The sequence below is a fragment of the Pseudoclavibacter sp. CFCC 14310 genome (assembly GCF_008831165.1).
GTDB lineage: Bacteria > Actinomycetota > Actinomycetes > Actinomycetales > Microbacteriaceae > Pseudoclavibacter_A.
The window spans coordinates 38,475-64,532 of sequence record NZ_WBKC01000004.1 but is presented as its reverse complement, the minus strand read 5'-3'; the positions used below and the strand labels follow the sequence as shown (position 1 = coordinate 64,532).

Below are 26,058 nucleotides of genomic sequence, written 5' to 3'. Positions count from 1 at the left end.
ACCGTGGCAGAGAACACAGAAAACCTCACTTCGTACAGCACCTCGACGCCTGAGGGCGCAGAGGCCGTTGAAGAGCGCGCACCGCGCAACCTCAGCGTGCCGGGTGCCGCAGTCGGCCGTCGCAAAGAGGCCATCGCTCGCGTGCGCCTGGTTCCGGGCAGCGGCGAGATCACGGTCAACGGCCGTACCCTCGATGTCTACTTCCCGAACAAGCTGCACCAGCAGCTGATCAAGGATCCGCTCACGCTCCTCGGGCTCGAGAGCGCGTATGACATCACCGCGACCATCAACGGCGGCGGCCCCTCGGGCCAGGCTGGCGCACTGCGTCTGGCCATCGCCCGCGCACTCAACGGCATCGATGCCGACAACAACCGACCCGAGCTCAAGAAGGCCGGCTTCCTGAGCCGTGACGCCCGAATCAAAGAGCGCAAGAAGGCCGGTCTCAAGAAAGCCCGCAAGGCTCCTCAGTACTCGAAGCGCTAAACCGCTCGAACTGGGAACGTCATGCCTCGACTTTTTGGCACCGATGGGGTGCGAGGACTCGCCAACCGCGACCTCACCGTCGAACTCTCGCTGCAGCTGGCTCAGGCCGCTGCGCGGGTGCTCGGCGCTGAGGCGCGGGCGGCGGGTCGTCGTCCCATGGCCGTCCTCGGTCGCGACCCCCGCATCTCCGGTGAGTTCATCGGCGCTGCGGTCGCGGCGGGGCTGGCCAGCGGGGGAGTCGACGTGCATGACGCGGGCGTGCTGCCCACGCCGGCGACGGCGTTCCTCGTGCAGGATCTGCAGGCCGACTTCGGCGTGATGATCTCTGCATCGCACAACCCCGCGGCAGACAACGGCATCAAGTTCTTCGCCAAGGGCGGTCTCAAACTGCCTGACGAGGTCGAAGACAAGATCGAGGTCGAACTCGACCAGCCGAAGCTTGCCCCAACCGGTGTCGACGTGGGGCGCATCTCCACGTTCGCAGACGCAGAAGACCGGTACCTGCTGCACCTGCTCGGCACTGTGCCCAACTCACTTGGCGGCATTCGTCTGGCGCTCGACTGCGCGAACGGAGCAGCAGCCGGTGTCTCGCCCCAGGCGTTCACCGACGCCGGTGCCAAGCTCGTCAGACTCATCGGTGCAGATCCCAACGGGGTCAACATCAACGACGGCGTCGGTTCGACGCATCTCGAGAAGCTGCGAGAGGCGGTCATCGCAGATCGTGCACAGGTCGGCATCGCCCATGACGGCGACGCAGACCGCTGCCTGGCCGTCGATGAGAACGGCCGTGTGATCGACGGCGATCAGATCATGGCGATCCTCGCCACTGCGCTGCACCGGCGGCGCCAGCTGCCCGGCAACACGCTGGTCTGCACTGTGATGAGCAACCTCGGCCTGCACCTCGCCATGCAGAAGGCGGGCATCGAGGTTCGTCAGACCGCCGTGGGCGACCGCTACGTGCTCGAAGAGCTCAACCGGTCGAACCTCGGTCTCGGCGGCGAGCAGTCCGGGCACGTCATCTTTCGCCGCTACGCCACCACAGGCGATGGCCTGCTGACCGGCCTGCAGCTGCTCTCGGTCATGGCCGAGACGGGCAAGCCGCTCTCGGTTCTCGCCGACGAGGCGATGACGGTGTATCCGCAGACCCTGATCAACGTGCGCGGCGTCGACAAGACCGCACTGTCGTCGAACGCCGTGATCAAAGACGCGGTGACGGATGCCGAAGCCCAGCTGGGTGACCAAGGTCGCGTGCTGCTGCGGCCGAGCGGCACTGAGCCGCTCGTTCGCGTGATGGTCGAGGCGACGTCAGAGCGTGTCGCACACGACTGGGCAGAGAAGCTCGCGGCCGTCGTGCGCGAGCAGCTCACCGTCGCCGCCGCATAACGCCGCATAACGCCCCAGACAGATCGCAGAGAACGTCGCACCGAGCCGATCGTCACTCCAGCTCACCTCCTGAGCACCTTCGCCCTCCACGGAATCGCCCGTCACGTTCGACGCCGGTCGTCTCGGTGGGCTAGTCTCATCAGTACCCCTTACTCACTGCAAAGGCGCACTGAAGGAGACAGAATTGGAACGGTCCAATAGTTCGGTCGGAGACTCGGCTCCCCCCACGAGCCCTCACAGAGGCACAGATGCAGACACCGGCGCCGGCACAACGCGTCCAGCTGGCTCAGCCTCGTCAACTCCCGACGTCGTCGCACTCGGGCGCCTCGGCGTCGACGTCTACCCGCTGCAGAACGGCCTGGGTCTCGAAGAGGTCACCAGTTTCGGCAAATACCTCGGCGGCTCGGCCGCGAACGTCACCGTTGCGGCGGCCAGATACGGGCACCACCCAGCGCTGATCTCGGGAGTCGGCGACGACCCCTTCGGCCGATATCTGCGGCACGAGCTTCAGCGCCTGGGCGTCGACTCGACCGGTGTGCGCACAGTGGCTGAGTACCAGACTCCAGTCACATTCTGCGAGATATTTCCGCCCGACGACTTTCCCCTCTACTTCTACCGAGAGCCTAAAGCCCCCGACCTCTGCCTGCTGCCCGAACAGCTCGACGAAGTGCTGCCCGAGGCGTCGTCGAAGTCGACATCGCTGAAGCGACCACGTCTGGTCTGGCTCACCGCCACCGGGCTCAGTGAGCAGCCGAGCTTCGACACCCATCTCGAGGCCCTGCGACGGGCAGGCGGCGGCGGGGACGAGCCGACTGTCGTGCTCGACCTCGACTACCGTGCGCAGTTCTGGCCCAGCTCGGCCGTGGCGCACGAACGCATCGCGCAGATCCTGCCGCAGGTCACCGTGGCCGTCGGCAATCGCGAAGAGTGCGAAGTCGCCGTCGGAGAGACCGATCCCGATCGCGCCGCGGAGGCGCTGCTGGCGACCGGTGTGCGGCTCGCGATCGTGAAACAGGGCCCGAAAGGCGTGCTCGCACGCACTGCGACCGAACGCGTCGAGGTCCCGCCGACGCCGGTCGTGGTGGTGAACGGGCTGGGTGCCGGCGACGCGTTCGGCGGGGCACTCATCCACGGGCTGCTCAATGACTGGCCGCTCGAACGGACTCTGCGCTTCGCGAACGCCGCCGGCGCGATCGTGGCATCGCGCCGCGAATGCTCGACCGCGATGCCGACCGAGTTCGAGGTGGATGCGATGCTCGGCTCGACCGGTCCTGCGGGTGCCGCGAACCATGCAGACGACGCACACAGTGAGGTACGCGCATGAGTGCGATCCCTGACGACGACTTCGCCGCAGTACTCGCCGAGCTTCGCGAGGTGCGCGCCTGCGAGCCGCACCGCATCGATATGTCACATGCAGATCGCGTTCGCCGGCCGCTGTTGCAGGATGACGGCCGTCTGCTCATCGTGGCAGCCGATCACCCGGCACGTGGAGCGCTCGGCATCGGCGACGACCCCATGGCCATGTCGAGCCGAGACGACCTGCTGCGGCGTCTGGCGGCTGCACTCGAGAACGACGAAGTCGACGGAGTGCTCGGCACCCCCGATGTGCTCGACGACCTCGCGCTGCTCGGGCTGCTTGACGGCCGGGTGGCGATCGCGTCGCTGAATCGAGGCGGGCTCGCGGGCGCATCCTTCGAAATGGACGACCGGCTCACCGCACACCGGCTGGCCGACGTGCTGCGCGACCGACTCGACATGGGCAAGGCGCTCGTGCGCATCGACCTTGACGACCCGGGAACCGTGCGCACCCTTGAGACGATCGCCGCTGAGGTGAGCGCCTTCGCGCAGGCAGACGTGCCGATCCTGTTGGAGCCGTTCATCAGCCGGCGCGTGCCCCAGGGGCAGCGCACGCGCGTCGTCAACGACCTCAGCACCGAGGCCGTCGTGCGCTCGGTGGCGATTGCATCTGGGCTCGGCGGGTCTTCGCGCAGTACCTGGCTCAAAGTGCCGGTGGTCGACGATATGGCCGCGGTAGCGGCGGCGACGACGCTGCCGATGCTTCTGCTCGGTGGCGACACCAGTGCCGACCCAGAGGGGGCGTTCCGAAGCTGGGCCGACGCGTTGGCGCTGCCGGGCGTGCGCGGCTTGGTCGTGGGGCGCTCGCTGCTCTACCCACCCGACGGCGATGTCGAGGGTGCGGTCGCTCGTGCCGTCGAACTGGTGCACGGCAATCCTGTCGGCGAGACACCTGCCGAGGCGGCTGATGAGGCGGCTGACGTCGCGGGCGTGAGGGGAGCATCCGCATGACCCGAAAATGGACCTATCGACCCGGCGAACTCGCTCGTGACGGCTGGGGCGACGTGGTCGACCGCGGCGTTCCCGGTTGGCGTCACACCGCGCTGCGCATCGCCGATCTCGACCGGGGGCCGGTCAGCGAGCGGGCGAGCGGGCGTGAGTCGATCATCCTGCCGCTGACGGGTGAGTGCGAGGTGCGCTACAGCGTGCCCGGCGCAGCGCCGGATGCTGCCGTGGAGCTGCGCGGGCGGGCGTCGGTGTTCGACGGGCCGGCCGATGCGCTCTATCTGCCCATCGACGCCGAGTACACACTCACGGGCCACGGTCGGGTGTCGGTGTCGCAGGCGTACACCGATCTGCGGCTGCCGGTCGAGGTGATTCGGCGTGAGAGCGTGCCGGTCGAGCTGCGCGGCAGCGGCAACATGAGTCGACAGGTGCACAACTTCGGCACGCCGGCCCGGCTGCGTGCCGGGGCGATCATCGCGTGCGAGGTGCTCACCCCCGGCGGCTGCTGGTCGTCGTACCCGACGCACAAGCACGACCGCGACGTGCCCGGTGTCGAGACGGCGCTCGAAGAGATCTACTACTTCGAGGTCGAAGTCGAGCGCGGGCTGGGCGGGGTCGCCGATGCCTCAGCTCGGGCTGTCGACGCTGGAGTGGAGGCGGCGGGTCACGAAGCCGATCCGTTCGCGCTGTTCGCGACGTATCCGTCGGATCGTCGGCCGATCGAGATCAGCGCCATGGTGCGCACCGGTGACATCGCCTTGGTGCCGTACGGCTATCACGGACCGGTGGCGGCCGCGCCAGGCTACGACGCGTACTACCTGAACGTGATGGCCGGTGCGGGCGAGCGCGAGTGGCTCATCCAGGACGACCCGGCGCACGGATGGCTGCGTGAGACCTGGGATGCCGGGCAGATCGATGCGAGGCTGCCCTTCGGCGGGTGAGGGGATACGCCGCGAGTGCGCCGAGCGGGCCGAGCGGGCCGAGCAGACCGGCAGGGAAGAGTGGGCAGATCGGGGAGACCGAGCAGATCGAGCGGGCCACGACGCGCGGCGAATGCTGCGATGATGAATGTGGCACCAAAGGGGGCATCATGGGGCAAGGTCGAAGAAGTGGGCCGACGATCAGAGACGTGGCGGCCGAAGCCGGCGTGTCGAAGTCTCTCGTCTCGATGGTGTTCAATGACGATCCGCGGGTCAGCGATGTGCGTCGAAAGCTCGTGCTCGATGCGGCGCAGCGGCTCGGCTTCTCACCGAACTGGATGGCGCGTTCGTTGGCGGCTGGCGACGGAGACTTCGTCGGAGTGATGGTGCCCGACCTCGCGAACCCGATCTTCGCCGAGATTCTGGAGGGAATTCGCGCCGAGCTGCGCGGCGCAGGGCAGCGCACACTCGTGTCGAGTGCGCTGTTCACCGACGCCGGTGGCAACCGGGAGTTCGACGATCGTGTGCTGCCCGTGCTGCGTGACATGCACCCGAGCAGCCTGGTGGTCATCGGATCGGTGCCCTCGCTCGACATCGTGCAGCCGCTCATGGAACGCATACCGACGGTCGTCGCCAGCGGCACGGCAGATGATCTCGAGCACGTCTATGTGGTGCGCAACGACGATGTCATCGGCATCGATCTGATCGTCGATCATCTCGTCGAGCGCGGGCACAGACGCATCGCCCATGTCGGCGGTGCCGGCGGCGGCGCAGCTGTCAATCGACGTGACGCGTACGAAGGCGCGATGCATCGCCATCGACTGGCCGAGCACATCGAGGTCGAACTCTCTGACTACACGACGGAGCGCGCGATCGAGGTGACGCGTCGTCTGCTGACGCGTTCGCCGGGGGATCCCGGCGGGCGAGCCGGTGCGGTGGGGGATGCTGCGGTGAGGAATGCTGCGCCGACAGCCGCTGGGACGGGAGCTGCGATCGGGACCCAGGCCCTGCATCCTGATGATGTGCGCCCCTCGGCGATTGAGAATCTGACTCTGCGCCCTGCTGGGGAACGCCCCACCGCGATCGTGGCGGTGAACGATCTGGCGGCGCTCGGCGTGATCACCGCAGTGGAACAGCTCGGCCTGCGCGTGCCCGAAGACATCGCGGTCACCGGATACGACGACACGGCGCTCTCGGGCATCGATCGCATCTCGCTCACCACGGTCGATCCACGCAACGAGGAGATCTCGCACGAGACCGTGCGTCTGCTGCTCGACGCCGACGGGCCGTTCGAGGGGCATCGCGAGCGGCTGGTGATTCCGCGACTTGTCGTGCGCGGTTCGACTGCTGCGTGACACCAGCCTGACCGCGGCGAAGCGGCCTCGCTCGGCGCGAAGGCGACGGCGCGGGGAGCTGCTGATCTGCTGTGCGCGTGAACTTAAGAGCCCGTATGGAGTGGTCGGTGTGCAGGGCTCGTGTGCAGGGTTTAAGGGGCGGTGCTCAGGTCCAGATTTCGTGTGCAGGGCGCATGTGTAGGTTTTGTTTGCATGGTTCGTGTGCAGGGCTCGTGCCCAGATTCTGTGCGCAGGGTCATGTGCGGGGCTTAGGGGCGGTGATCGAGTGCCGAGCGGCGCTGGCCGTGGACAGCTCTGTAGGTGTGCACGGTTCTGCTGAGATGTACACGGTTTTGCTGAGATGTACACGGTTTTGCTGAGATCGGGGGGATTTTAGCGGAACCGTGCACCTGCCAGCGCAACCGCGTGCAGCGAAGTCGATGCGCAGGGCAGCCAGAGTGAGCGCCGGCGTGAGTCAACGGCAGTCTCGCCGAGGATTTGCTGAGAGTGGGGGTCAGTGTCCCGGCGCGCGAATAGAAACCCAGGTCGGTACAGGTACAGAAGCCCAGGTCGGCGCAAGAACAAAGCCTGGCTCGGTACAGGTACAGAAGTTCAGCCCGGCGCACGACGAGAGACGCAGATCGTATATCTGGGCCGCAGCACTTGTCAGTCACCTGGGTCTTATGCCTAAAGTTGGACCGGTCCAACACTGAGGTTGGACTCGAATCGAGTACGACCGCATGAAGCTGAGCGGCCCCGGCCTCTGAAGAAACCGAGATGAACGAGTTTCAGACGAGACTGCTTTCGGACGAGGCCGCGAGCACCGGCGTCAGAAGAGCCGACAGCAAGGCCTTCAGCGGCCACAAGCTCGAAACGAACGGTGAAGCGAAGGAATCGTGACAATGGCGTCAGCAGACAACCCGCAGGGCGCGGCAGAACTCGCACACGCAGGGCAGCTGCTCATCGGCAGCCAGTGGCAGCCGGCGAGCGCTCAGAGCGCGGTCGAGGCCGTCACCAATCCCTACACCGGCCAGACCGTAGCCGAGATCACCGCCGCTGCAGCCGAAGACGTCGAAGAAGCCGTCCGCGCCGCAGAAGCCGGTGCCGCCCGTTGGCGTCGCACTCCAGCACACGAGCGCTCGGGCATCCTGTTTCGCGCTGCCGAGCTCGCCGATGAGCGCGTCGACCGCATTGCGGCGATCCTCTCGGCTGAGAACGGCAAGACGCTCGCCGAGGCCACCGCCGAGTGCTCGCGCAGCGGCGAGCTGATCCGCCTGGCCACCTTCGAAGGCACCCAGCTCTACGGCGAGACGCTGCCACTCGACGCGAATCCCGGCACCGGCCTCGAGAAGGTGGGATTTACCGTCCGCCAGCCCGTCGGCATCGTCGCCGCGATCACCCCCTTCAACTACCCGTCGCTGCTCGTGCTGCACAAGATCGCCCCGGCGCTCGCAGCGGGCAACGCTGTGATCCTCAAACCCGCCCGCACCACACCGCTCACCGCGCTCGCATTGGCCCAGTGCTTCGTCGACGCAGGGCTTCCCGAGGGTGTGCTCTCCGTGCTCACCGGTGCCGGCTCGCTGATCGGCGACCTGCTCGTGAGCGACCCGCGCATCCGAAAGATCTCATTCACCGGCTCGACCGGAGTGGGCGAGCGCATCACTCAGATCGCCGGTGTCAAGAAGCTCTCGCTCGAACTCGGAGCCTCGTCGCCGACCGTGGTGCTGCCGGATGCCGACCTCGAGCGTGCTGCCGAGGCAGTCGCAAAGGGCGGCTACGCGAACGCGGGCCAGGTCTGCATCTCGGTGCAGCGCGTGGTCGTGCACCGTGACGTGCACGCCGATTTCGTGGATGCCCTGGCCGCGAAGGTCTCGCAGCTGCGGGCCGGCGACCCGTCGAGCGCGTCGACAGACATCGGCACGCTGATCACCGAGGGCGAGGCCGAGCGCGTGCACGACAGCATTCGGGATGCGGTCTCACGCGGCGCCCGACTGGTCACCGGCGGCGACCGTGACGGTGCGGTCGTGCAGCCGGCGATCGTGGACGGTGTGCGGCTCGAAGACCCGCTCTCGCAGCAGGAGCTCTTCGGCCCGGCAGTCGCGATCACCGAGGCCTCTGACCTCGACGACGCCCTCGCTGTGGCGAACGGCACCCCGTACGGCCTGGCAGCGGGCGTCTTCACCGGCAGCGTCTCGACGATCACGAAGGTCATTCGCGAGGTCGACGCGGGCTCGGTGCACATCAACTGGACGCCGCTGTGGCGCGCAGACCTGATGCCCTACGGCGGGCTCAAAGCCAGCGGCATCGGCAAAGAGGGGCCACGCGCCGCGGTCGCCGAGATGACCGAGGTCAAAACCATCGTGCTGCACGGCTGACCAGGCTGCACGGCAGACGCCCGCACACACCCCAACAGACCAGCGTCGCGCTTCGACACCGCTCGAAACGAGACGACTTCAGGAACACGAAACCCGCAGAGAGGAACCCGACATGGTTCACGGAGCATCCGGCAAGACGGTGCGGCTCACCGTCGCGCAGGCCATCGTTCGCTACATCACCGCGCAGCACAGCGTGGTCGACGGCGAGCGGCAGCGCTTCATCCCCGCGGCTCTGGGCATCTTCGGCCACGGCAATGTCGCCGGGCTGGGGCAGGCCTTCGCCGCCAACCTCGATCAGCTGCCCTTCATCCAGGGCCGCAACGAACAGTCACTCGGGCACATCGCCGTCGGCTACGCCAAAGCGGCCAAGCGGCGTCAGGCGCTCGCGGTCACCGCATCCATCGGTCCGGGAGCGACCAACACGCTCACCGCAGCGGGCCTCGCCACGGTCAACCGACTGCCGCTGCTGCTGCTGCTCGGCGACACCTACGCGACCCGTCGCCAGGGGCCGGTGCTGCAGCAGCTCGAGAATCCCGCGGCGCCCGACACCACGGTGAACGACGCCTTCCGCCCCGTTTCGCGCTTCTTCGAACGCATCAGCCGCCCCGAGCACCTGATGACGGCGCTGCCGCAGGCGTTCCGCGTGCTGGCGAACCCGGTCGAGACGGGTGCCGTCGTTCTCTCGCTGCCGCAGGACGTCCAGTCGCATGCACACGACTGGCCCGTCGAGATGTTCGAACCGCGTGACTGGAAGATCCGTCGTCCGCTGCCCGACCCCGCCGAGATCGGCGAGATCGCCGAGCTGATTCGTCGGGCCGAGCGCCCTCTGGTGATCGCTGGCGGCGGTGTGATCTACTCCGACGCCCAGCGCGAGATCACCGATCTCGGACGTTCGACCGACCTGCCGATCTCTGAGACCTTCGGCGGCAAGGGCGCCGTGCTCGAGCCGGGCCCCTTCCAGGTCGGCGGCATCGGACTCGAGGGCACCCCGGCGACGAATCACTTGGCGCAGCATGCCGACCTGATCGTGCACGTCGGCACCCGCCTGACCGACTTCGCCACCGCCTCGCAGTCGCTCTTCGCGGCCGACGCGCGTTTCGCCTCGGTGAACGTCAGCGAGTTCGACGCGATCAAAGAGGGCGCGGTCGCCGCGGTCGCTGACGCGCAGCTCGCGCTGCGGGCGCTGGCCGACGAGCTGGGCGACTACAGCATCCCTGCGGCGTGGCGTGAAGAGATCGCCCGTGAGCAGGATGCCTGGGCACCGAAGCGAGCAGCGGCTCTCGACCCCGATCGGGCGTTCGTTCGCACCGATCACCCGGATGCGCCGGTCACGAACGCCGTGATCACGCAGGGGCAGCTGATCGGCGTGCTGCAAGAGCACGCACGCAGCGGCGACACCATCATCGCGGCGGCGGGCAGCCCTCCGGGAGACCTGCAGAAGGTGTGGGATGCGACCGACGGCCGCCATGCGCACCTCGAGTTCGGCTTCTCGTGCATGGGCTACGAGCTGCCTGCGGCGATCGGCGTGCGCCTGGCCGACCCGAACCCGGAGCACCGGGTGACCGCGTTCATCGGCGACGGCACCTTCCTGATGCAGCCCACCGAGATCGTCACCGCAGCCGCCGAGGGCATCGGGTTCACACTGGTGGTCTCTGAGAACCACGGCTTCCAGGTGATCCGTCGTCTGCAGATGGGCAAGACCGGCCGTCACTTCGCCAACGAGTTTCGCTATCGCGACGAGTCCGGAGCCTCGCTGCACCAGGCCGTCACAGAGGTCGGCGAGACCAAGCCGGGCCGACTCGAGGGCGACTACCTGAAGATCGACCTGATCGAGATCGCGCACGGCCTCGGTGCCGAGACGCACTATGTCGAGACCGCCGACGAGTTCCGTGCGGCGCTTGACAGCACCCGCGGGGCCACACACCCGGTCGTGATCGTGGTGGCCACCGTGCCGCAGGTCGACCTGCCGGGTGCCGAGGTCTGGTGGGACGTCTCGCCCGCCGAGGTCAGCGGTGACAAAGTGGTCGAGGAACTCTACGACGAGTACCTCGAGGGCCGCGCAGATCAGAAGTGGCACGGATGAGCGCCGCTCGGGTATCACCCCTCACGGTGAACGCAGAGCTCAAGCAGCGCTTCGCACGCGGCGAGACGACCGTCGGGCTGTTCATCGGCCTGGGGTCGACGATGGCCGCCGAAGTGGTCGCCGCGTCGGGCGCAGACTGGCTGCTGGCCGACCTCGAGCACGGTGGCGGCGACGAGTCGCAGATCGGCGACATCGTGACCGCTGCGGCCGCCTACGGCGTGCCCACCCTGGTGCGGGTCGAGACACCGGAGCGCATCCGCGTCGGTCGCGTGCTCGACTCGGGGGCGGCGGGCGTGATGCTGCCGCGCATCACCTCTGCCGAGCAGGTCGCCGAGGCTCGTCGCGGCCAGCTCTACCCGCCTGAGGGAATTCGCGGGGTGGCCTCGTACAACCGGGCCGCCCGCTGGGGGCAGGACCGCGAGGCGCTCGATCGCGCCAACGACGACACCATCACGGTGGTGCAGATCGAGACGCTCGCTGCGCTGGAGACGGTCGATGAGATCGCCGCGCAGCCCGGAGTCGACGTGCTCTTCGTCGGGCCGCTCGATCTCAGCTACGCACTCGGGGTGCCGCGTCAGTTCGACGCCCCGGTGTTTCAAGAGGCGCTCGACCGGGTGCTCGAGGCCGGTCGACAGCACGGCGTCTCGGTCGGCATCCTCGCTGCGAATCTCGAAGCTGCGCGGGCCTACCAGCGGCGCGGTTTCACCTTTCTGACCATCGGCTCTGACTCGACTCTGCTGGCCCAAGCGGTGCACGACACCGTGACCGGGCTGCGGGAGCAGAGCTGAACCGACCCCCGCACCCCCCCAGTTTTGACGAACACTGAGCACTCAGAGACGAGGAGCACACCAATGACCGACACACCAACGACGAACCCTCCGCGACAGATCGGCGTCGGCCTGATCTCGGTGGGATGGATGGGCAAGCTGCACAGCCGTGCCTACCGCAACCTGCCGCTGGTCTACCCGGAGCTCGGCATCTCGCCACGCCTGGTGCACGCCGCAGACACCGCCGCCGACCGCGCCGCCTACGCACACGACGTGCTGGGCTACGAGAAGTTCACCACCGACTATCACGACGTGCTCAACGATCCCGAGGTCGACGTGGTCTCGATCTGCGCGCCGAACTTCTTGCACGCCGAGATGGGCATCGCCGCGGCCAAGGCAGGCAAGCCGTTCTGGATCGAGAAGCCGGTCGGCCGCAACGTCGACGAGACCCGCAGTGTGGCCGAGGCCGCAGACGCCGCCGGCGTCGTGACCTCGGTCGGCTTCAACTACCGTCACGCACCGGTGGTCGAGCACATCCGCCAGCTGGTCGCCGACGGCACCCTCGGCCGCATCACCAACGTGCGCGGTCGCATGTTCGCCGACTACTCGGCCGAGCCCAACGGCGCGCTGTCGTGGCGGTTCATTCGCAGTCTCGCCGGCTCGGGCGTACTCGGCGACCTGATGGGGCACCTCATCGACCTGGTGCACTACACCGTCGGCCCCGTCGCCGAGGTCAGCGCCGTCACCAAGACGGTCTACACAGAGCGCCCGGAGCTGCCGATGGGCTCGGCCACGCATTTCGCCGTGATCGAAGGCGGCGTCATGAAGCCCGTCGAGAACGAGGACTACGCCGGCATGCTGATTCGCCTCGCCGGCGATGCGGCCGGTGCAGACGCGGTCGGCACACTCGAGGCCTCTCGCGTGGCCGTCGGTCCGCGCGCCAGCTACGGCCTTGAGATCTACGGCACCGAGGGATCGGTGCGCTGGGACTTCCAGCGCATGAACGAGCTCGAGGTCGCTCTGGGGCGTAGTGCCGCAGAGTTCGGCTACACCACCGTCTACGCCGGTGACGGCTATGGCGACTTCGGCCACTTTCAGCCCGGCGCGGGCACGGCCATGGGCTACGACGACCTCAAAGTGATCGAGGCGCGCAAGTTCCTCGAGGCCGTCACCGGAGCAGGCCAGGCCAACTCGAACATCCACGATGCGGTCGCGGCGAACTCGGTCGTCACAGCCGCCGAGCAGAGCGCCGCCGACGGCCGCTGGCAGCAGATTCCCGACGAGGCGGGCAGCACCACCGTCGCGGTTCGCGCGAACGCTCCAGAGCAGGTGCGACATGGCTGACATCAACGGTGGGCAGCCGGTCGTCGTGGGCCTCGGCCCGGTCGATCCGGCGCTGGTGACCGAATGGCTGGGCGACGACGTGCGCCTGGTGACCGATCCGAGCGCAGCCGATCTGGCCGAGGCGCAGGGTGCGATCGTGCGTGCGGCCTACGTGGTCGACCGTGCGGCGCTGGATGCGATGCCGGCGCTCAAGGTCATCGCGCGCACCGGCGTCGGCGTCGATCGGGTGGATGTCGCGGCGGCCACCGAGCGTGGCATCCCGGTCGCGATCACCCCGCGCAGCAACGCCCGCGCAGTGGCCGAGGGAGCGATCACGCTTGCCGCCGCACTCGTCAAGCGTGTGCCGCAGGAGCACCGCCTGGTGAGCACAGGACAGTGGGGCACCGCACCCATTCCGACTCCCGGCGATCTGCTCGGCAGCCGCCTCGGCGTGGTCGGCTACGGTCGTATCGGCCGCATCGTCGCACAGCTCGGTCAGGCGCTCGGCTTCGAGGTGAGCGTGCACGACCCGTACATTCAGGCCGACGACCTGCCCAACCGGTCGCTCGCCGAGCTGGTCGCCGAGAGCGACGTGCTCACGCTGCATGTGCCCGAGACCGATCGGCCGCTGCTCGACCGCGATCTGCTGTGGAGCGCGAAGCCCGGGCAGGTGCTGATCAACTGCTCACGTGCCGGGCTGGTCGACATCGATCTGCTTGACGAGGCTCTCGAGGCCGGTGTGCTCGGCGGCGTCGGGCTCGACGTCTTCGCCAGCGAACCGGCACCGCATCATCCAGTCTTCGACCGCGACAACGTGCTGGTCAGCCCGCACGTCACCGGCCTCTCGGTCGCGGCCAGCGAAGCGACCTTCCGCATGGCTGCGCAGGCCGTCGCCGCCGTGATCGCGGGCGGTCGCCCGGAATTCGCGGTGAACGCCGCAGAACTGGTGGATGCCAGCCGGTGAACGCATGAACGTGAGACACAGCATCTGAACCACCGCACGGAACCGAGAGACATCACAGAACCGAGAAACACCAGAAACTCCGCAGTACCAATCGAATATCGAATCGCAACAGAAACCGAATCACAACGAAGTGAGGACAACATGAACACCACGACAACGACGCCGGGCAGCCCCGGCGCGGCTGCAACCGCACCTCGTCGGCGACGCAATGGCATCCGCAGGATGCTCGCGCTGCTGATCGCCGTGATCGCCGGTGTGTCCCTGGCGGCGTGTTCCGGCCCGGCAGGGGCCAAGAGCGCGAACGTCGACACACCCCGTCTGAAGATCGCCATGGTGACGTCAGCCGCTCCCGGCGATACCTTCTGGGACATCGTCCGCAAGGGCGGCGACACCGCCGCAGCGAAAGACAACGTCGAACTGCTCTACTCGTCAGACCCTGACGGCAGCCGACAGGCCCAGCTGGTGCAGCAGGCCGTCGACCAGAAAGTTGACGGCATCGTCGTGGCACTGTCGAAGCCAGACGCTGTGGGCGGCGCAGTGAAAGAGGCTGTGGCCGCAGGCATCCCCGTGGTGTCGATCAACGCGGGCGAGAACCAGTTCGCAGATCTGGGCATCTCGGCTCACTTCGGGCAGAACGAGACTCTCGCTGGTGAGTCGGCGGGCAAGCAGCTCAACGAGGTCGGCGCCAAGAAGGTGCTCTGCATCGTGCACGAGCAGGGGCAGATCGCTCTCGAACAGCGCTGTGAGGGCGTGAAGTCGACGTTCACCGGGCAGGTCGAACAGATCTACGTGAACATCGCCGACATGGCCAGCTCTGCGTCGACCATCACCTCGAAGCTGCAGACCACGACCGACATCGACTACGTGATGGCCCTGGCCGCTCCGATCGCCATGAGCACACTGGACTCCGTGCAGAGCGCAGGCAGCAGTGCCAAAGTCGCGACCTTCGACATGAGCGCCGACGCCATCACCGCGCTGCAGGACGGCCGACTCGCCTTCATCGTCGATCAGCAGCCGTACCTGCAGGGGTACTTGAGCGTTGAGAACATCTGGCTGCAGAAGACCAATGGCAACACGATCGGCGGCGGCAAACCGGTCTACACCGGCCCGAACATCCTGACGAAGGACGATGCCGACGCAGTCGCAGAGTTCGCCAAGAACGGCACACGCTAGTCTGCCCGATTCATTCTGAAGCTGAGGAGCACATCATGACCACCTCGACCACTGCGGTGGGGCCGGCGAAGACCGGCCCCACCCCGGGCAAAGACGAACGTGTCGCCCGATCAAGCGTGTTCGTACGCATTTTCTCGAAGCCTGAGTTCGGGGCCGGATCGGCAGCCGTCGTACTGTTCATCCTGTTCGCCTCGGTCTCTCAGACGTTCACGCAGCCGTCGTCGATCGCCACGGTGCTCTACGGCGCCTCGACGGTCGGCATCATGGCCGTCGGAGTCTCGCTGCTGATGATCGGCGGCGAGGTCGACCTGTCGGCCGGCGTCGGCGTGATCAGCAGTGCGCTCAGCGCCTCGCTGTTCACCTACTGGTTCGGCACGAATGTCTGGCTGGGCGTCGTCTTCGGCCTCGTCTTCTCACTGGCGGTGGGCGCCCTGAACGGGTGGCTGCTGACCAAGACGAAGCTGGCCAGCTTCATCATCACGCTGGCCACGTTCTTCATGCTGACCGGTCTGAACCTCGGTGTCACCAGGCTCATCACCGGCGGAGTCGCCACTCCGTCGGTGCAGGGCCTGCCGGGGTTCGACTCGGCCGAGGCTGTCTTCGCCTCTGACATTCCGGTCTTCGGCGTGAACGTGAAGATCACGGTCTTCTACTGGATTCTGCTGGTCGTCGTCGCCACGTGGCTGCTGAAGCGCACCAAGGGCGGCAACTGGATCTTCTCGAGCGGTGGTGCACCTGACGCCTCTCGTGCGGTCGGCGTTCCGGTCGCTCGCACGAAGATCATGCTCTACATGGGCGTCGGCTTCTGCGCGTGGCTGCTGGGCATGCACCAGCTGTTCGCGTTCAAGACCGTGCAGTCGGGCGAGGGCATCGGCAACGAGTTTCTCTACATCATCGCGGCCGTCGTCGGCGGCTGCCTGATGACCGGTGGTGCAGGCAGCGCCATCGGCGGCGCCATCGGCGCACTGATCTACGGCATGGCGCTCAAAGGCGTCGTGTATGCCGAATGGAATCCAGACTGGCTGAAGTTCTTCCTCGGCGCCATGCTGCTTGGCGCCACCGTGCTGAACCTCATGCTGCAGCGTCGCGCTGCGAAAGGCGGAGGAAAGAAATGAACACGACCGCAACCACCACGGCCTCGACCACGGCGACCACCGCGTCCGCGACAGGCACGCGCACCCAGGCGGGCGGGCACACGCCGCTCGTGAAGCTCGAAGACGTCGGCAAACGCTATGGCAACATCATCGCGCTGCAGGGCATCGACCTCGAAGTCGGCGCCGGCGAGGTGACCTGCGTGCTGGGCGACAACGGCGCAGGCAAATCGACGCTGATCAAGATCATCGCCGGGCTGCACAAGCACGACGACGGCGTCTTCTCGGTCGAAGGTGACCCGGTGCACTTGGCGTCACCGCGCCAAGCGCTCGACCTCGGCATCGCCACGGTCTACCAGGATCTGGCCGTCGCGCCGCTCATGCCGGTGTGGCGCAACTTCTTCCTCGGGTCGGAGGTCACGAAGGGGTGGGGGCCGTTCCGCCGCCTCGACGTCGACTTCATGAGGCGCACGACGAAGCAGGAGCTGCTCGACATGGGCATCGACCTGCGTGACGTCGACCAGCCGATCGGCACGCTTTCGGGTGGCGAGCGTCAGTGCGTCGCGATCGCCCGCGCCGTGCACTTCGGTGCGAAGGTGCTCATTCTCGACGAGCCGACGGCCGCCCTGGGCGTCAAGCAGTCGGGTGTGGTGCTGCGCTACATCATCCAGGCGCGCGAGCGCGGGCTTGGCGTGGTCTTCATCACGCACAACCCGCACCACGCCTACCCGGTCGGCGACCGGTTCCTGCTGCTCAAGCGCGGCCGCAGCATCGGCTACTACCGCAAGAACGAGGTCACCCTCGACGAGCTGACCAGCATGATGGCCGGCGGCGCCGAGCTCGAAGAGCTGGTGCACGAGCTGGCGCAGACCGACACCGACACCGGTGTGCTGCGCACGATTCGCGACGACATTGAAGAGGACTCGACGGTCGACGTGCCGCATCTCACCGTGACCCGCCCGACGACGATCATCGACGAGTCGCAGACCGCTGCGGCCGACCACGGCCACGGCGCAGAAAGCGGTCGTCATGGGTGAGGCCCGTGCCATCGAGCAGGGCCGACCGCTCGGCCTGGCCGTGCTCGGGGCCGGCCGCATCGGTCAGGTGCACGCCGCAGCGGCGGCGGCCCTGCCCGACATCGAGCTGCGGTGGGTGCAGGATGCCGTGCCCGCCGCGGCCGAGCGGGTCGCTGCGGCGAACGGCGCCCGTGCCGCGGGCACTCTCGAAGAGGTGCTGGCCGACGACGGCGTCGACGCGGTCGTGGTCGGCACGCCGACGCCGACGCACCTGGAGTTCATCGAGCGTGTGGTCGAGACCGGTCGCCGTGTGCTCTGCGAGAAGCCGCTGCATCTCGATTTGGCCTCGGTGGATGCCGCTGCGCGCCGCCTGGGGCCGGCTGCGGCCCGTGTGATGGTCGGGTTCAACCGGCGCTTCGACCCCGACTTCGCCGAGCTTCGGCGCCGCATGGGGGGTGCCGAAGCAGGAGAAATCGGTCGCATCGAACAGGTCGTGATCACCAGTCGCGACCCTGCGCCGCCGCCGCAGGAGTACTTGGCGGTTTCGGGAGGCATCTTTCGCGACATGACGATCCATGACTTCGACATGGCCCGGAACCTGGTGGGTGAGATCGTCTCGGTCAGTGCATCGGGAGGTGCGCTCTTCGACGACGGCGCTCGTGCGGTCGGTGATCTGGACACGGCGATGACCACACTGACCTCGGCCAGCGGCGTGCAGGTGCTGATCGTGAACTCGAGACACAGCGCCTCGGGCTACGACCAGCGCATCGAGGTCTTCGGCCAAGACGGCACGCTTCGGGTCGAGAACCACCGCACCTCACGGGTGCGCCTCGACACTGCAGCGGGCACCGACCAGGGCTCGGCGTGGGAGGAGTTCTTTCTGACTCGGTATGAGTCCGCCTACCGTGCCGAGCTGCAGAGCTTCGTCACCGCAGCACGCGAGGGGCTGCCGTTCTCGCCCGGCTTCGACGACGGACGCCAGGCGCTCGCGCTCGCAGTCGCCGCTCAGCGCAGCCTGGAAGAGGGCCGCGTGATCACCGTCAACGAAGTGGACCCCGCCGCTGAGGTCGATGCCCCCTCTGAACTTGATGCTGCCGGGCCCATCCCACTCACCAGAGAGGCACACGTATGAAGAATCTGCTGCAGGACAGAGTCGTCCTCGTCACCGGCGGCACACAGGGCATCGGCGGCGCGACCGCCGTGGCTGCCGCTCGCGAAGGAGCGCGCGGGGTCGCCATCGTGGGCCGTCACGCGGAGAAGGCCAAACCAGTGCTGGACGAGATTGAACGGCATGGCGCGGAGGCGCTGATGATTTCGGCAGATCTGCTGCAGCCGGGCGAAGCCGAGCGCTCGGTGGCCGAGACCATCGAACGCTGGGGCCGGATCGACAGTCTGGTGAACGCAGCCGGGCTCACCACCCGCGGCACGATCACCGACACCACACACGAGCTGCTGCAGCAGCATCTGCAGCTCAACCTCGCCTCGCCGTTCTTCGCGATGTCCCGCACCATCGACAACCTGCGTCGACGTGGCGAACCAGGCACGATCGTGAACGTGATCTCGATCTCGAGCCACGCGGGGCAGCCCTATCTCGCGCCCTACGTGGCTTCGAAGGGCGGTCTGGCTGCGGCGACGAAGAACGCTGCGTTCGCGCATCGGTTCGACCGCATTCGCATCAACGGGCTGAACATCGGCTGGGCGCAGACTCCGGGCGAAGACGCCATTCAGCGCGCCTTTCACGGTGGTGAGGAGGGCTGGCAGAAGAGTGCCGCAGCCGCGCAGCCGATGGGCCGTCTCGGCCAGCCGGACGAGATCGCAGATGCGATCGTGTTTCTGCTGAGCGAACGCAGCGGGGTCGTGACCGGGTCGGTCATCGACTGGGATCAGAACGTCATCGGAGGCTACGAATGAGCGATCAGCAACTACGAATCGGCGTGATCGGAACCGGGGTCATGGGCGCCGATCACGTGAAGACCATCACCGAATCCGTGTCGGGGGCACGCATCGCCGCGGTCGCCGACATCGACCTCGACCGCGCCCGTGCGGTGGCCGAACCCATCGGAGCCGTTGCGAGCGGCGACGCACTCGACCTCATCGCAGGCGGAACTCTTGACGGGGTCATCATCGCATCCGCCGATCGCACCCATGCAGAGCTCACGCTCGCGGCCATCGCCGCTGGGCTGCCGGTGCTCTGCGAGAAGCCGCTGGCGCCGACCGTCGCCGAATGCGAGGCGATCGTCGCTGCCGAGCAGGCGGCCGGACGACCCCTCGTGCAGGTGGGGTTCATGCGACGGTTCGATCCGTCATACACCGACCTGCGTCGGCGCATCGCCGCTGGCGAGATCGGGGCGGCCCTGCTCGCGCACGCCGTGCACCGCAACGTGTCGATGCCTGCGGGATGGGACGCCACCGCAACTATCGTGAACTCGCTGGTGCACGAACTCGACGTGATGCCCTGGCTGCTCGACTCACCTGTTGTCGAGGTGCTCTGGCTCGCGGCGCGGGAATCGACGAGAGTGCACTACGCAGACCCGCAGGTGACCCTGCTGCGTCTGCGCAACGGCGCACTGGTCACCGTCGAGGTGACGGCCAACGCCGTCTACGGCTATGAAGTGCGCTGCGAGACGGTGGGGGAGCTCGGAACACTTGAGCTCACCACACCGGTCACCGCGGTGCAGCGTCGTGGCGGCGGGGTGCGGCATGACCTCGCCGCAGACTGGCGCCCCCGTTTCGCCGAGGCCTACCGCATCGAACTGCAGCACTGGGCGAACGCGATTCGCGACGCTCCGGAGCACCCCGTCGCCGGCCCCGGCAGCTCTGACGGGCTCGTCGCGGCTCGGCTCACCGAAGCGGTGCTGCGCTCGCGCGAAACCGGCGGCTGGCAGGCCGTCCCCACTACTGCCACCACAGCATCCCCCGAATCAGGAGACCCAGAATGACGACCATCACCGACCGCATCGCCGCAGCCCCGATCTCATGGGGAGTATGCGAAGTGCCCGACTGGGGCTACCAGCTCAACCCCGATCAAGTGCTCGGCGACATGCGCCGCCTGGGCGTCGCAGCGACCGAGTTCGGCCCCGAGGGCTTTCTGCCGCAGGCTCCCGCAGAGCGCGCTCAGGTGCTGAGCGGCTGCGGGCTGAAGGCCGTCGGCGGGTTCTTCCCGCTGGTGCTGCACAAAGCCGGCCACGACCCGCTGCCCGAGATCGAGGCCGAGCTCGACGCCTACGTCGCCGCCGGCGCCACCACCGTCATCTACAGTGCGGTGAGCGGCGAAGACGGCTATGACGAGCGCGTGCAGCTCGACGACGATCAGTGGGACGTCTTCTTCGCGAACCTCGACCGCGCTCGCGAGGCCGCCGAGTCGCGCGGCATCACGGCGACGCTGCATCCGCACGTCGGCACGCTGATCGAGAGCAGCGACGACGTCGAGCGTGTGCTCGAACGGTCGACGATCGGGCTCACTCTCGACACCGGGCACCTGTTCATCGGCGGCACCGACCCGCTGCAGCTGGCTCGTGAGCACGGCGACCGCATTCGCCACACGCATCTCAAAGACGTCGACAACGCGATGGCGCAGCGCGTGCGCGATGGCGATCTGACCTACTATGAGGCCGTCGTGCAGGGCATGTACCGACCGCTCGGGCAGGGCGATGCTCGCATCGGCGACATCGTGCGCGCGCTCGAAGACCAGGGCTATCAGGGGTGGTACACGATGGAGCAGGACACTGTGCTGCCAGACGTCGAAGCCGTTCACGCAGCGGTCGCCGACGTCGCCGAGAGCATCGAGTTCCTGCGCAGTCTGGACCGGCCATGAGCGCGAAGCCGCTGCGCATAGGGTCGATCGGCGCGGCTCGGATCACAGTCACCGCTGTGAGCGATCCGGCCCAAGAGACCGGGGATGCGCTGGTCGCCGTCGCCGCCCGCGACCCGGAGCGTGCGCGGGCGTACGCAGACACGCACGGGTGGCAGGATGTGGCTGCGACCTATGACGAGCTGCTCGCTCGGCCCGACGTCGATCTCGTCTACATCGGCCTGCCGAACGCTTTGCACGCGCAATGGGCCGTTCGCGCGCTCAAAGCGGGCAAGAGCGTGCTGCTCGAGAAGCCGTTCGCCGCGAATCTCGACGAGTTCGATCAGGTGGCCGAGGTGCTCAGAGACTCCTCCGGATGGCTCTGGGAGGCATGGCACTATCGGTTCCATCCGCTCTTCGGCGACCTGCTGGCGCAGGTCGGCGCAGGTCGTCTTGGGCGAGTCACAGGACTCGACGTGCATATGCACATGCCCGAGCCTGCCGAAGACGACCCACGCTGGAGCTTCGATCTCGCAGGCGGCGCACTCATGGACGTCGGATGCTACGCGCTGCACGCCTCGCAGCGGCTGGCCGAGGCGCTAGGGCAGGGCCTCGACAGCGACGGGCTCGCACATGGACGGGTGCGGCGTGCGAGCGCCGACGTCTGGAGACTCGACCCCAGGGTCGACCAACGGGTGACGGCAGAGCTCTCATTCGGCGAGCTGCCCGTGCACATCGAGGCAAGCATGGCCGACGACGTGCTCAACGCGGGCGGCGGCGAGCATGGCGACGGATTCGACTTCAGCATCACGGTGCACGGCGAGCGCGGCACCGCGCGCGTGCCTCGCTTTCTGATGCCCGAGGTCGACGACCGAGTCATCATCACCGATGATGCCGGCGAGCACATCACGCACGCGGGCACGAGACACACCTACGCGTACCAGCTCGATACGGTGCGTGCCGAGCACGCGGCGAATCGGCGTGACGGCGACGAGCTCGCCCGCTCGCGCGAGGTGATGCGTCTGATCGACGAGGTGTACCGCGCCACCGGCCTGCCGCTGCGTGCGGGCGCCCTCGACACGGCATCCGCATGAGTTTTCAGCGCCACCCTGACACGAACATCGCACGTCTTCGCCTGGCTCGTTCATCGCGGGCCGACACACAACGATCGAAAGAGAAAGGCATCCACCGATGAATGCACAGACCGAGACCCACACCGACCTGCCCACCGTGCCGCACTGGTACGACGGCCACGCGGTCGAACAGCCGGGCGCGCGAACGTCGCCCGTCTACGACCCCGCGCTGGGCGTCGCGACGAAACAGGTGCCGCTCGCCACGCAGACCGAGATCGACGCTGCGGTGGCTTCGGCGCAGACGGCGTTCCCCGCCTGGAGCCAGCTGTCGCTCGCGCGTCGGCAGGCCGTGCTCTTTCGCTTTCGCGAGCTGCTGAACGAGCGCAAGGGCGAACTGGCCGAGATCATCACCAGCGAGCACGGCAAGGTGATCGACGACGCCCTCGGCGAGATCAGCCGCGGGCAGGAGGTGGTGGAGTTCGCCACGGGCCTCGCGCACCACCTGAAGGGCGAGTTCTCTGACCAGGTGTCGTCCGGCATCGACGTGTACTCGATTCGCGAGCCGCTCGGCGTGGTCGGCATCATCAGCCCGTTCAACTTTCCCGCGATGGTGCCGTCCTGGTTCTTTCCGATCGCGATCGCGGCCGGCAACACAGTCGTGGTGAAGCCGAGCGAGAAAGACCCCTCGGCGTCGATCTGGATGGCCGAGCTATGGAAGGAGGCCGGCCTGCCCGACGGCGTGTTCAACGTGCTGCACGGCGACAAGGTGTCGGTCGACGGCCTGCTCACTCACCCTGACGTGAAGGCGATCTCGTTCGTCGGCTCGACGCCGATCGCGCAGTACGTCTACGAGACCGGCACGGCGCACGGCAAGCGTGTGCAGGCGCTCGGCGGGGCCAAGAACCACATGCTGGTGCTGCCCGACGCCGACCTCGACCTGGTCGCGGATGCTGCCATCAACGCCGGGTTCGGCTCGGCCGGCGAGCGGTGCATGGCGATCTCGGTGCTGGTCGCCGTTGACCCGGTCGGTGACGACGTGGTGAGCCGCATCAAAGAGCGCATTGCGAAGCTGCGCATCGGCGACGGCAGACGCGGCTGCGACATGGGGCCGCTGGTGACCGAAGCACACCGTGACAAGGTGGCGTCGTACATCGACATTGCGGCGGGCGACGGCGCGGTCGTCGAGGTGGACGGTCGCGACGTGAACCCCGACGGCGATGCCAACGGATTCTGGCTCGGACCGACGCTGCTCGACAAAGTGCCGACCTCCTCGCGCGCCTACACCGAAGAGATCTTCGGGCCGGTGCTGGCGATCGTGCGGGTGTCATCGTTCGAAGAGGGCATCGATCTCATCAACTCGGGTGCCTTCGGCAACGGCACGGCGGTGTTCACCAACGACGGCGGTGCGGCGCGGCGCTTCCAGCGCGAGGTGCAGGTCGGCATGATCGGCATCAACGTGCCGATTCCGGTGCCGGTGGCGACCTTCTCGTTCGGCGGGTGGAAGCAGTCGCTCTTCGGCGACACCAAGGCGCATGGCGCCGAGGGCGTGCGGTTCTACACGCAGACCAAGGCCGTGACGTCGCGGTGGCTTGACCCGAGCCACGGCGGGATCAACCTGGGGTTCCCGCAGAACGACTGAGTTGGGGGCGGGCGCCTGTGCACGGTTCTGCTGAGATGTGCACGGTTCTGCTCAGACGTGCACGGTTCTACTGAGATGTACGCGGTTCTGCTCAGATCGAGGTGATCTCGGCGGAACCGTACACATGCAGCGGAACCGTGCACTGCAGCAACCGTGCCCTGTGCTGTGCTGTGCTGTGCTGAATATGGAGGATGCTGTCCGCGCGCCGATCGCCGAGCGCACCGGCCGTGACCCTACCCTGAGCGAAGAAACGGGAGTATCTTTGGCCGTGGGCCGCACGACCTCGTGACTGGCCGGTGCGTGTTCACCGGTTTCAGACTCAATGAGGAGACACATGTCAGGCCACGACATCCTGCTGCTGTGCACCGACTCGGTGTGTCATTTTGGTGAAATTCGCTTATGCTACACTGCTCACCGTCCGACTAGGTCTGTGAATACTCCTAGGAAGATCTTGGCGTGACAGACGGGGGCAACGCAGCCAATGAATGATTCCGAGTTTTTCGATCCGCGCGAGGTTCGGTCGGCCCATGCGCAGCCAGCTCAAGAGCAGAGCGCTGTGTCACAGCCCGCATCTGCCGTGCCCGAGGTTGCTCCGCCGGAGCCTCCTCAGTATTACCAGCCGGCACCTCCACAGCAGTATCAGCCGCTGCCTCCTCAGCAGTACCAGCAGTATGCCCCGCAAGCTCAGGAGCAGCAGGCGCCCCAGCAGCAACGCCAGGTTGACCCGTACACGCAGGTCGAGCAGCAGTCGCCGGCTGAGCAGGAAGCTCAGCAGCGAAACTACGCAGCCGCACAGAGACACGCACCGAAGACCTCTGGGGGATTGCTCGCACTCGCTTGGATCAGCTTGGTGCTGTCGGTCGTCACTTTCTGGGTGCCATCCATCCCTATGGCACACATCGCATTGCACAAAATCAGGGCAGGCGGCACGAGACAGGGCATGATTCCCAGCATCATCGCGTTGGCGCTCGGGTACTTCTGGGTTCTCGTCACGATCATCAGCGTGTTCCATAAGTAGTGCAGGCATTCCGGCCACGGACGGCCGGTAACAGGGGATAGCCAGTTCCAGGGGGAAGAATATGTTCGGTGTACTGCATGCTGCGATGGAGTTGGGAGATCAGGCGTCCCTGATCTTCATCGTCTCATTCGCCGTCGTGTCAGCGCTTCTCGCCCTCGTCTGGGGGCAGTTCACCGGCATCAATCGCATCGTCGCCGTACTTCTTGCCGGGCTGATCCCCGGCCTTGGCCTCATCACGGTTTTCGTCTGGGGACTTGTCGCCCGAGGCGGCGGGCAGGCCCAGTCTCTGCCGCAGCAGCAGAACAGCCGATTTGTCGCAGAAACACCCAGCGTCGCACCGGCACCATGGCAGACGTCGACGGCTGGTCATGGCTACAGCGCTTCGCAGAGCCCGTTTGGGCAGACGTCCTCGGCTGGCCAGAATACTCAGTCTGCACAGGCGGCGCAGCGGCGCGACGGGGCGGCGGGTGCGTCGCCATTTGCTTCCGCGTCGACATCATCGGGCTTCCCCTCCGCTCCACCCGTCGCTGGGGCATCCATGCGGTTCAATGCACAGGCAGACGCCGATGGTCAGAACCTTGCCGCAGCCTGGGGTGCGCCATCGCAGCAGCCGCAGGCATGGGGTTCCCCAGACACCTCAGCGAACCAAGGGTTCGAAAGGCTCACCAGCCAACGACGACTGTCCTCACTGGTCACATGGACTTCGGGGCTTGCCGCCGTCACTCTCGTCTGCCTGATCGTCTGCTTCTTCGTGCCTGTCCTGACCATTCGCTCTTCCGGCGTCCAGCAGGTCACGCTGACCTCAGGTCAGGTCGGTCTCGGCCTCATGATCGGCTTCGGCGTGGTGCTTCTGGTGGGCATGGTCGTCGTCGAGCGAACGACGCCTCTGTCACTCGTCTCCGCAGCATTCGGAGCTGTGGTCGTCGGGGTCTGGAGCGGAACAGCCCTGATGCTGCATGTGATCGTCGGCCATGTGCAGACGGCTGCCGAATCGGCCGCGAACACCGGTCAGCCGCTTGACCAGGCGCTGTCTGGGGTCATTCCCGGTGGTGATGCAGCGATGCGTCAGCTGACCGACGAGCTTGACCAGGCCGGCGTCGCAGGTCAGCTGGGCGACTTGGGACAGTTGGGAGACCTGGGACAGTTGGGCGACCTGGGCCAGCTTGGCGACCTGAACCAGGTCGGTCAGGCTCCAGGTCTCTCCCCGCTCTCGGTGCAGGTCGTCGAAGGCGGTGTCACATGGATGCTGCTGGCCGCAGCTGTGCTGGTGGCGGCTTGGGTCGTGGCTGTGACGTTGCGGTGGAGACCGAGCACACGAGCCTGAG

The 26,058-nt window shown here is 67.0% G+C and carries 22 protein-coding genes; all 22 read left to right on the top strand.

Annotation, left to right across the window (positions count from 1 at the left end):
• The first annotated feature begins 3 nt into the window (after nucleotides 1-3).
• The gene (gene rpsI / locus F8O06_RS09825; protein WP_158030769.1) at nucleotides 4-483 is read left to right on the top strand and encodes a 30S ribosomal protein S9; all 480 of its coding nucleotides are present in this window, start codon (nucleotides 4-6) and stop codon (nucleotides 481-483) included.
• A 21-nt stretch (nucleotides 484-504) separates the two neighbouring features.
• On the top strand, nucleotides 505-1,866 hold the full coding sequence (gene glmM, locus F8O06_RS09820; RefSeq protein WP_158038435.1) for a phosphoglucosamine mutase: 1,362 nt from the start codon (nucleotides 505-507) through the stop codon (nucleotides 1,864-1,866).
• A 184-nt stretch (nucleotides 1,867-2,050) separates the two neighbouring features.
• Nucleotides 2,051-3,190 (top strand): 5-dehydro-2-deoxygluconokinase, encoded by a 1,140-nt coding sequence (iolC, locus tag F8O06_RS09815; RefSeq protein WP_158038434.1) that lies wholly within the window; start codon nucleotides 2,051-2,053, stop codon nucleotides 3,188-3,190.
• Nucleotides 3,187-4,173, top strand: a complete 987-nt coding sequence (locus F8O06_RS09810) for a deoxyribose-phosphate aldolase (protein ID WP_192496917.1) — start codon at nucleotides 3,187-3,189, stop codon at nucleotides 4,171-4,173. The genes iolC and F8O06_RS09810 overlap by 4 nt, the downstream gene beginning before the upstream one ends.
• A complete protein-coding gene (locus F8O06_RS09805; RefSeq protein WP_158038433.1) occupies nucleotides 4,170-5,108 on the top strand; it encodes a 5-deoxy-glucuronate isomerase in 939 nt (312 codons plus the stop codon). The genes F8O06_RS09810 and F8O06_RS09805 overlap by 4 nt, the downstream gene beginning before the upstream one ends.
• Before the next feature lie 149 nt (nucleotides 5,109-5,257).
• Nucleotides 5,258-6,442 (top strand): LacI family DNA-binding transcriptional regulator, encoded by a 1,185-nt coding sequence (locus F8O06_RS09800; RefSeq protein ID WP_158038432.1) that lies wholly within the window; start codon nucleotides 5,258-5,260, stop codon nucleotides 6,440-6,442.
• 881 nt (nucleotides 6,443-7,323) lie between these two features.
• Nucleotides 7,324-8,796: an aldehyde dehydrogenase family protein gene (locus tag F8O06_RS09795; protein ID WP_158038431.1), complete on the top strand. Its 1,473-nt coding sequence runs from the start codon at nucleotides 7,324-7,326 to the stop codon at nucleotides 8,794-8,796.
• A gap of 112 nt (nucleotides 8,797-8,908) precedes the next feature.
• Complete coding sequence (iolD, locus tag F8O06_RS09790) at nucleotides 8,909-10,879, top strand: 3D-(3,5/4)-trihydroxycyclohexane-1,2-dione acylhydrolase (decyclizing) (RefSeq protein WP_158038430.1); 1,971 nt, start codon at nucleotides 8,909-8,911, stop codon at nucleotides 10,877-10,879.
• The gene (locus tag F8O06_RS09785; protein WP_158030777.1) at nucleotides 10,876-11,667 is read left to right on the top strand and encodes an HpcH/HpaI aldolase family protein; all 792 of its coding nucleotides are present in this window, start codon (nucleotides 10,876-10,878) and stop codon (nucleotides 11,665-11,667) included. Before iolD ends, F8O06_RS09785 begins: the two co-directional genes overlap by 4 nt.
• A gap of 63 nt (nucleotides 11,668-11,730) precedes the next feature.
• Nucleotides 11,731-12,990, top strand: a complete 1,260-nt coding sequence (locus F8O06_RS09780; protein WP_158038429.1) for a Gfo/Idh/MocA family protein — start codon at nucleotides 11,731-11,733, stop codon at nucleotides 12,988-12,990.
• Complete coding sequence (locus F8O06_RS09775; RefSeq protein WP_158038428.1) at nucleotides 12,983-13,933, top strand: NAD(P)-dependent oxidoreductase; 951 nt, start codon at nucleotides 12,983-12,985, stop codon at nucleotides 13,931-13,933. Before F8O06_RS09780 ends, F8O06_RS09775 begins: the two co-directional genes overlap by 8 nt.
• Nucleotides 13,934-14,074: 141 nt before the next feature.
• Entirely contained in the window at nucleotides 14,075-15,106 is a 1,032-nt protein-coding gene (locus tag F8O06_RS09770; RefSeq protein WP_158038427.1) for a substrate-binding domain-containing protein, read from the top strand.
• 35 nt (nucleotides 15,107-15,141) lie between these two features.
• Nucleotides 15,142-16,221, top strand: coding sequence for an ABC transporter permease (locus F8O06_RS09765; RefSeq protein ID WP_158030780.1), 1,080 nt, complete (start codon nucleotides 15,142-15,144; stop codon nucleotides 16,219-16,221).
• On the top strand, nucleotides 16,218-17,234 hold the full coding sequence (locus tag F8O06_RS09760) for an ATP-binding cassette domain-containing protein (protein ID WP_158038426.1): 1,017 nt from the start codon (nucleotides 16,218-16,220) through the stop codon (nucleotides 17,232-17,234). Before F8O06_RS09765 ends, F8O06_RS09760 begins: the two co-directional genes overlap by 4 nt.
• Nucleotides 17,227-18,345: a Gfo/Idh/MocA family oxidoreductase gene (locus F8O06_RS09755; RefSeq protein WP_158038425.1), complete on the top strand. Its 1,119-nt coding sequence runs from the start codon at nucleotides 17,227-17,229 to the stop codon at nucleotides 18,343-18,345. The genes F8O06_RS09760 and F8O06_RS09755 overlap by 8 nt, the downstream gene beginning before the upstream one ends.
• Entirely contained in the window at nucleotides 18,342-19,124 is a 783-nt protein-coding gene (locus F8O06_RS09750) for an SDR family oxidoreductase (RefSeq protein WP_158038424.1), read from the top strand. Before F8O06_RS09755 ends, F8O06_RS09750 begins: the two co-directional genes overlap by 4 nt.
• The gene (locus F8O06_RS09745; RefSeq protein ID WP_158038423.1) at nucleotides 19,121-20,152 is read left to right on the top strand and encodes a Gfo/Idh/MocA family oxidoreductase; all 1,032 of its coding nucleotides are present in this window, start codon (nucleotides 19,121-19,123) and stop codon (nucleotides 20,150-20,152) included. Before F8O06_RS09750 ends, F8O06_RS09745 begins: the two co-directional genes overlap by 4 nt.
• A complete protein-coding gene (locus F8O06_RS09740) occupies nucleotides 20,149-21,027 on the top strand; it encodes a sugar phosphate isomerase/epimerase family protein (RefSeq protein ID WP_158038422.1) in 879 nt (292 codons plus the stop codon). Before F8O06_RS09745 ends, F8O06_RS09740 begins: the two co-directional genes overlap by 4 nt.
• The gene (locus F8O06_RS09735) at nucleotides 21,024-22,097 is read left to right on the top strand and encodes a Gfo/Idh/MocA family protein (RefSeq protein WP_158038421.1); all 1,074 of its coding nucleotides are present in this window, start codon (nucleotides 21,024-21,026) and stop codon (nucleotides 22,095-22,097) included. Before F8O06_RS09740 ends, F8O06_RS09735 begins: the two co-directional genes overlap by 4 nt.
• A 97-nt stretch (nucleotides 22,098-22,194) precedes the next feature.
• Nucleotides 22,195-23,715, top strand: a complete 1,521-nt coding sequence (locus tag F8O06_RS09730) for a CoA-acylating methylmalonate-semialdehyde dehydrogenase (protein WP_158038420.1) — start codon at nucleotides 22,195-22,197, stop codon at nucleotides 23,713-23,715.
• Nucleotides 23,716-24,271: 556 nt separating this feature from the next.
• Nucleotides 24,272-24,733 (top strand): DUF4190 domain-containing protein, encoded by a 462-nt coding sequence (locus F8O06_RS09725; protein WP_158038419.1) that lies wholly within the window; start codon nucleotides 24,272-24,274, stop codon nucleotides 24,731-24,733.
• An 85-nt stretch (nucleotides 24,734-24,818) separates the two neighbouring features.
• A complete protein-coding gene (locus tag F8O06_RS09720; RefSeq protein WP_158038418.1) occupies nucleotides 24,819-26,057 on the top strand; it encodes a hypothetical protein in 1,239 nt (412 codons plus the stop codon).
• Nucleotide 26,058: the final 1 nt, after the last annotated feature.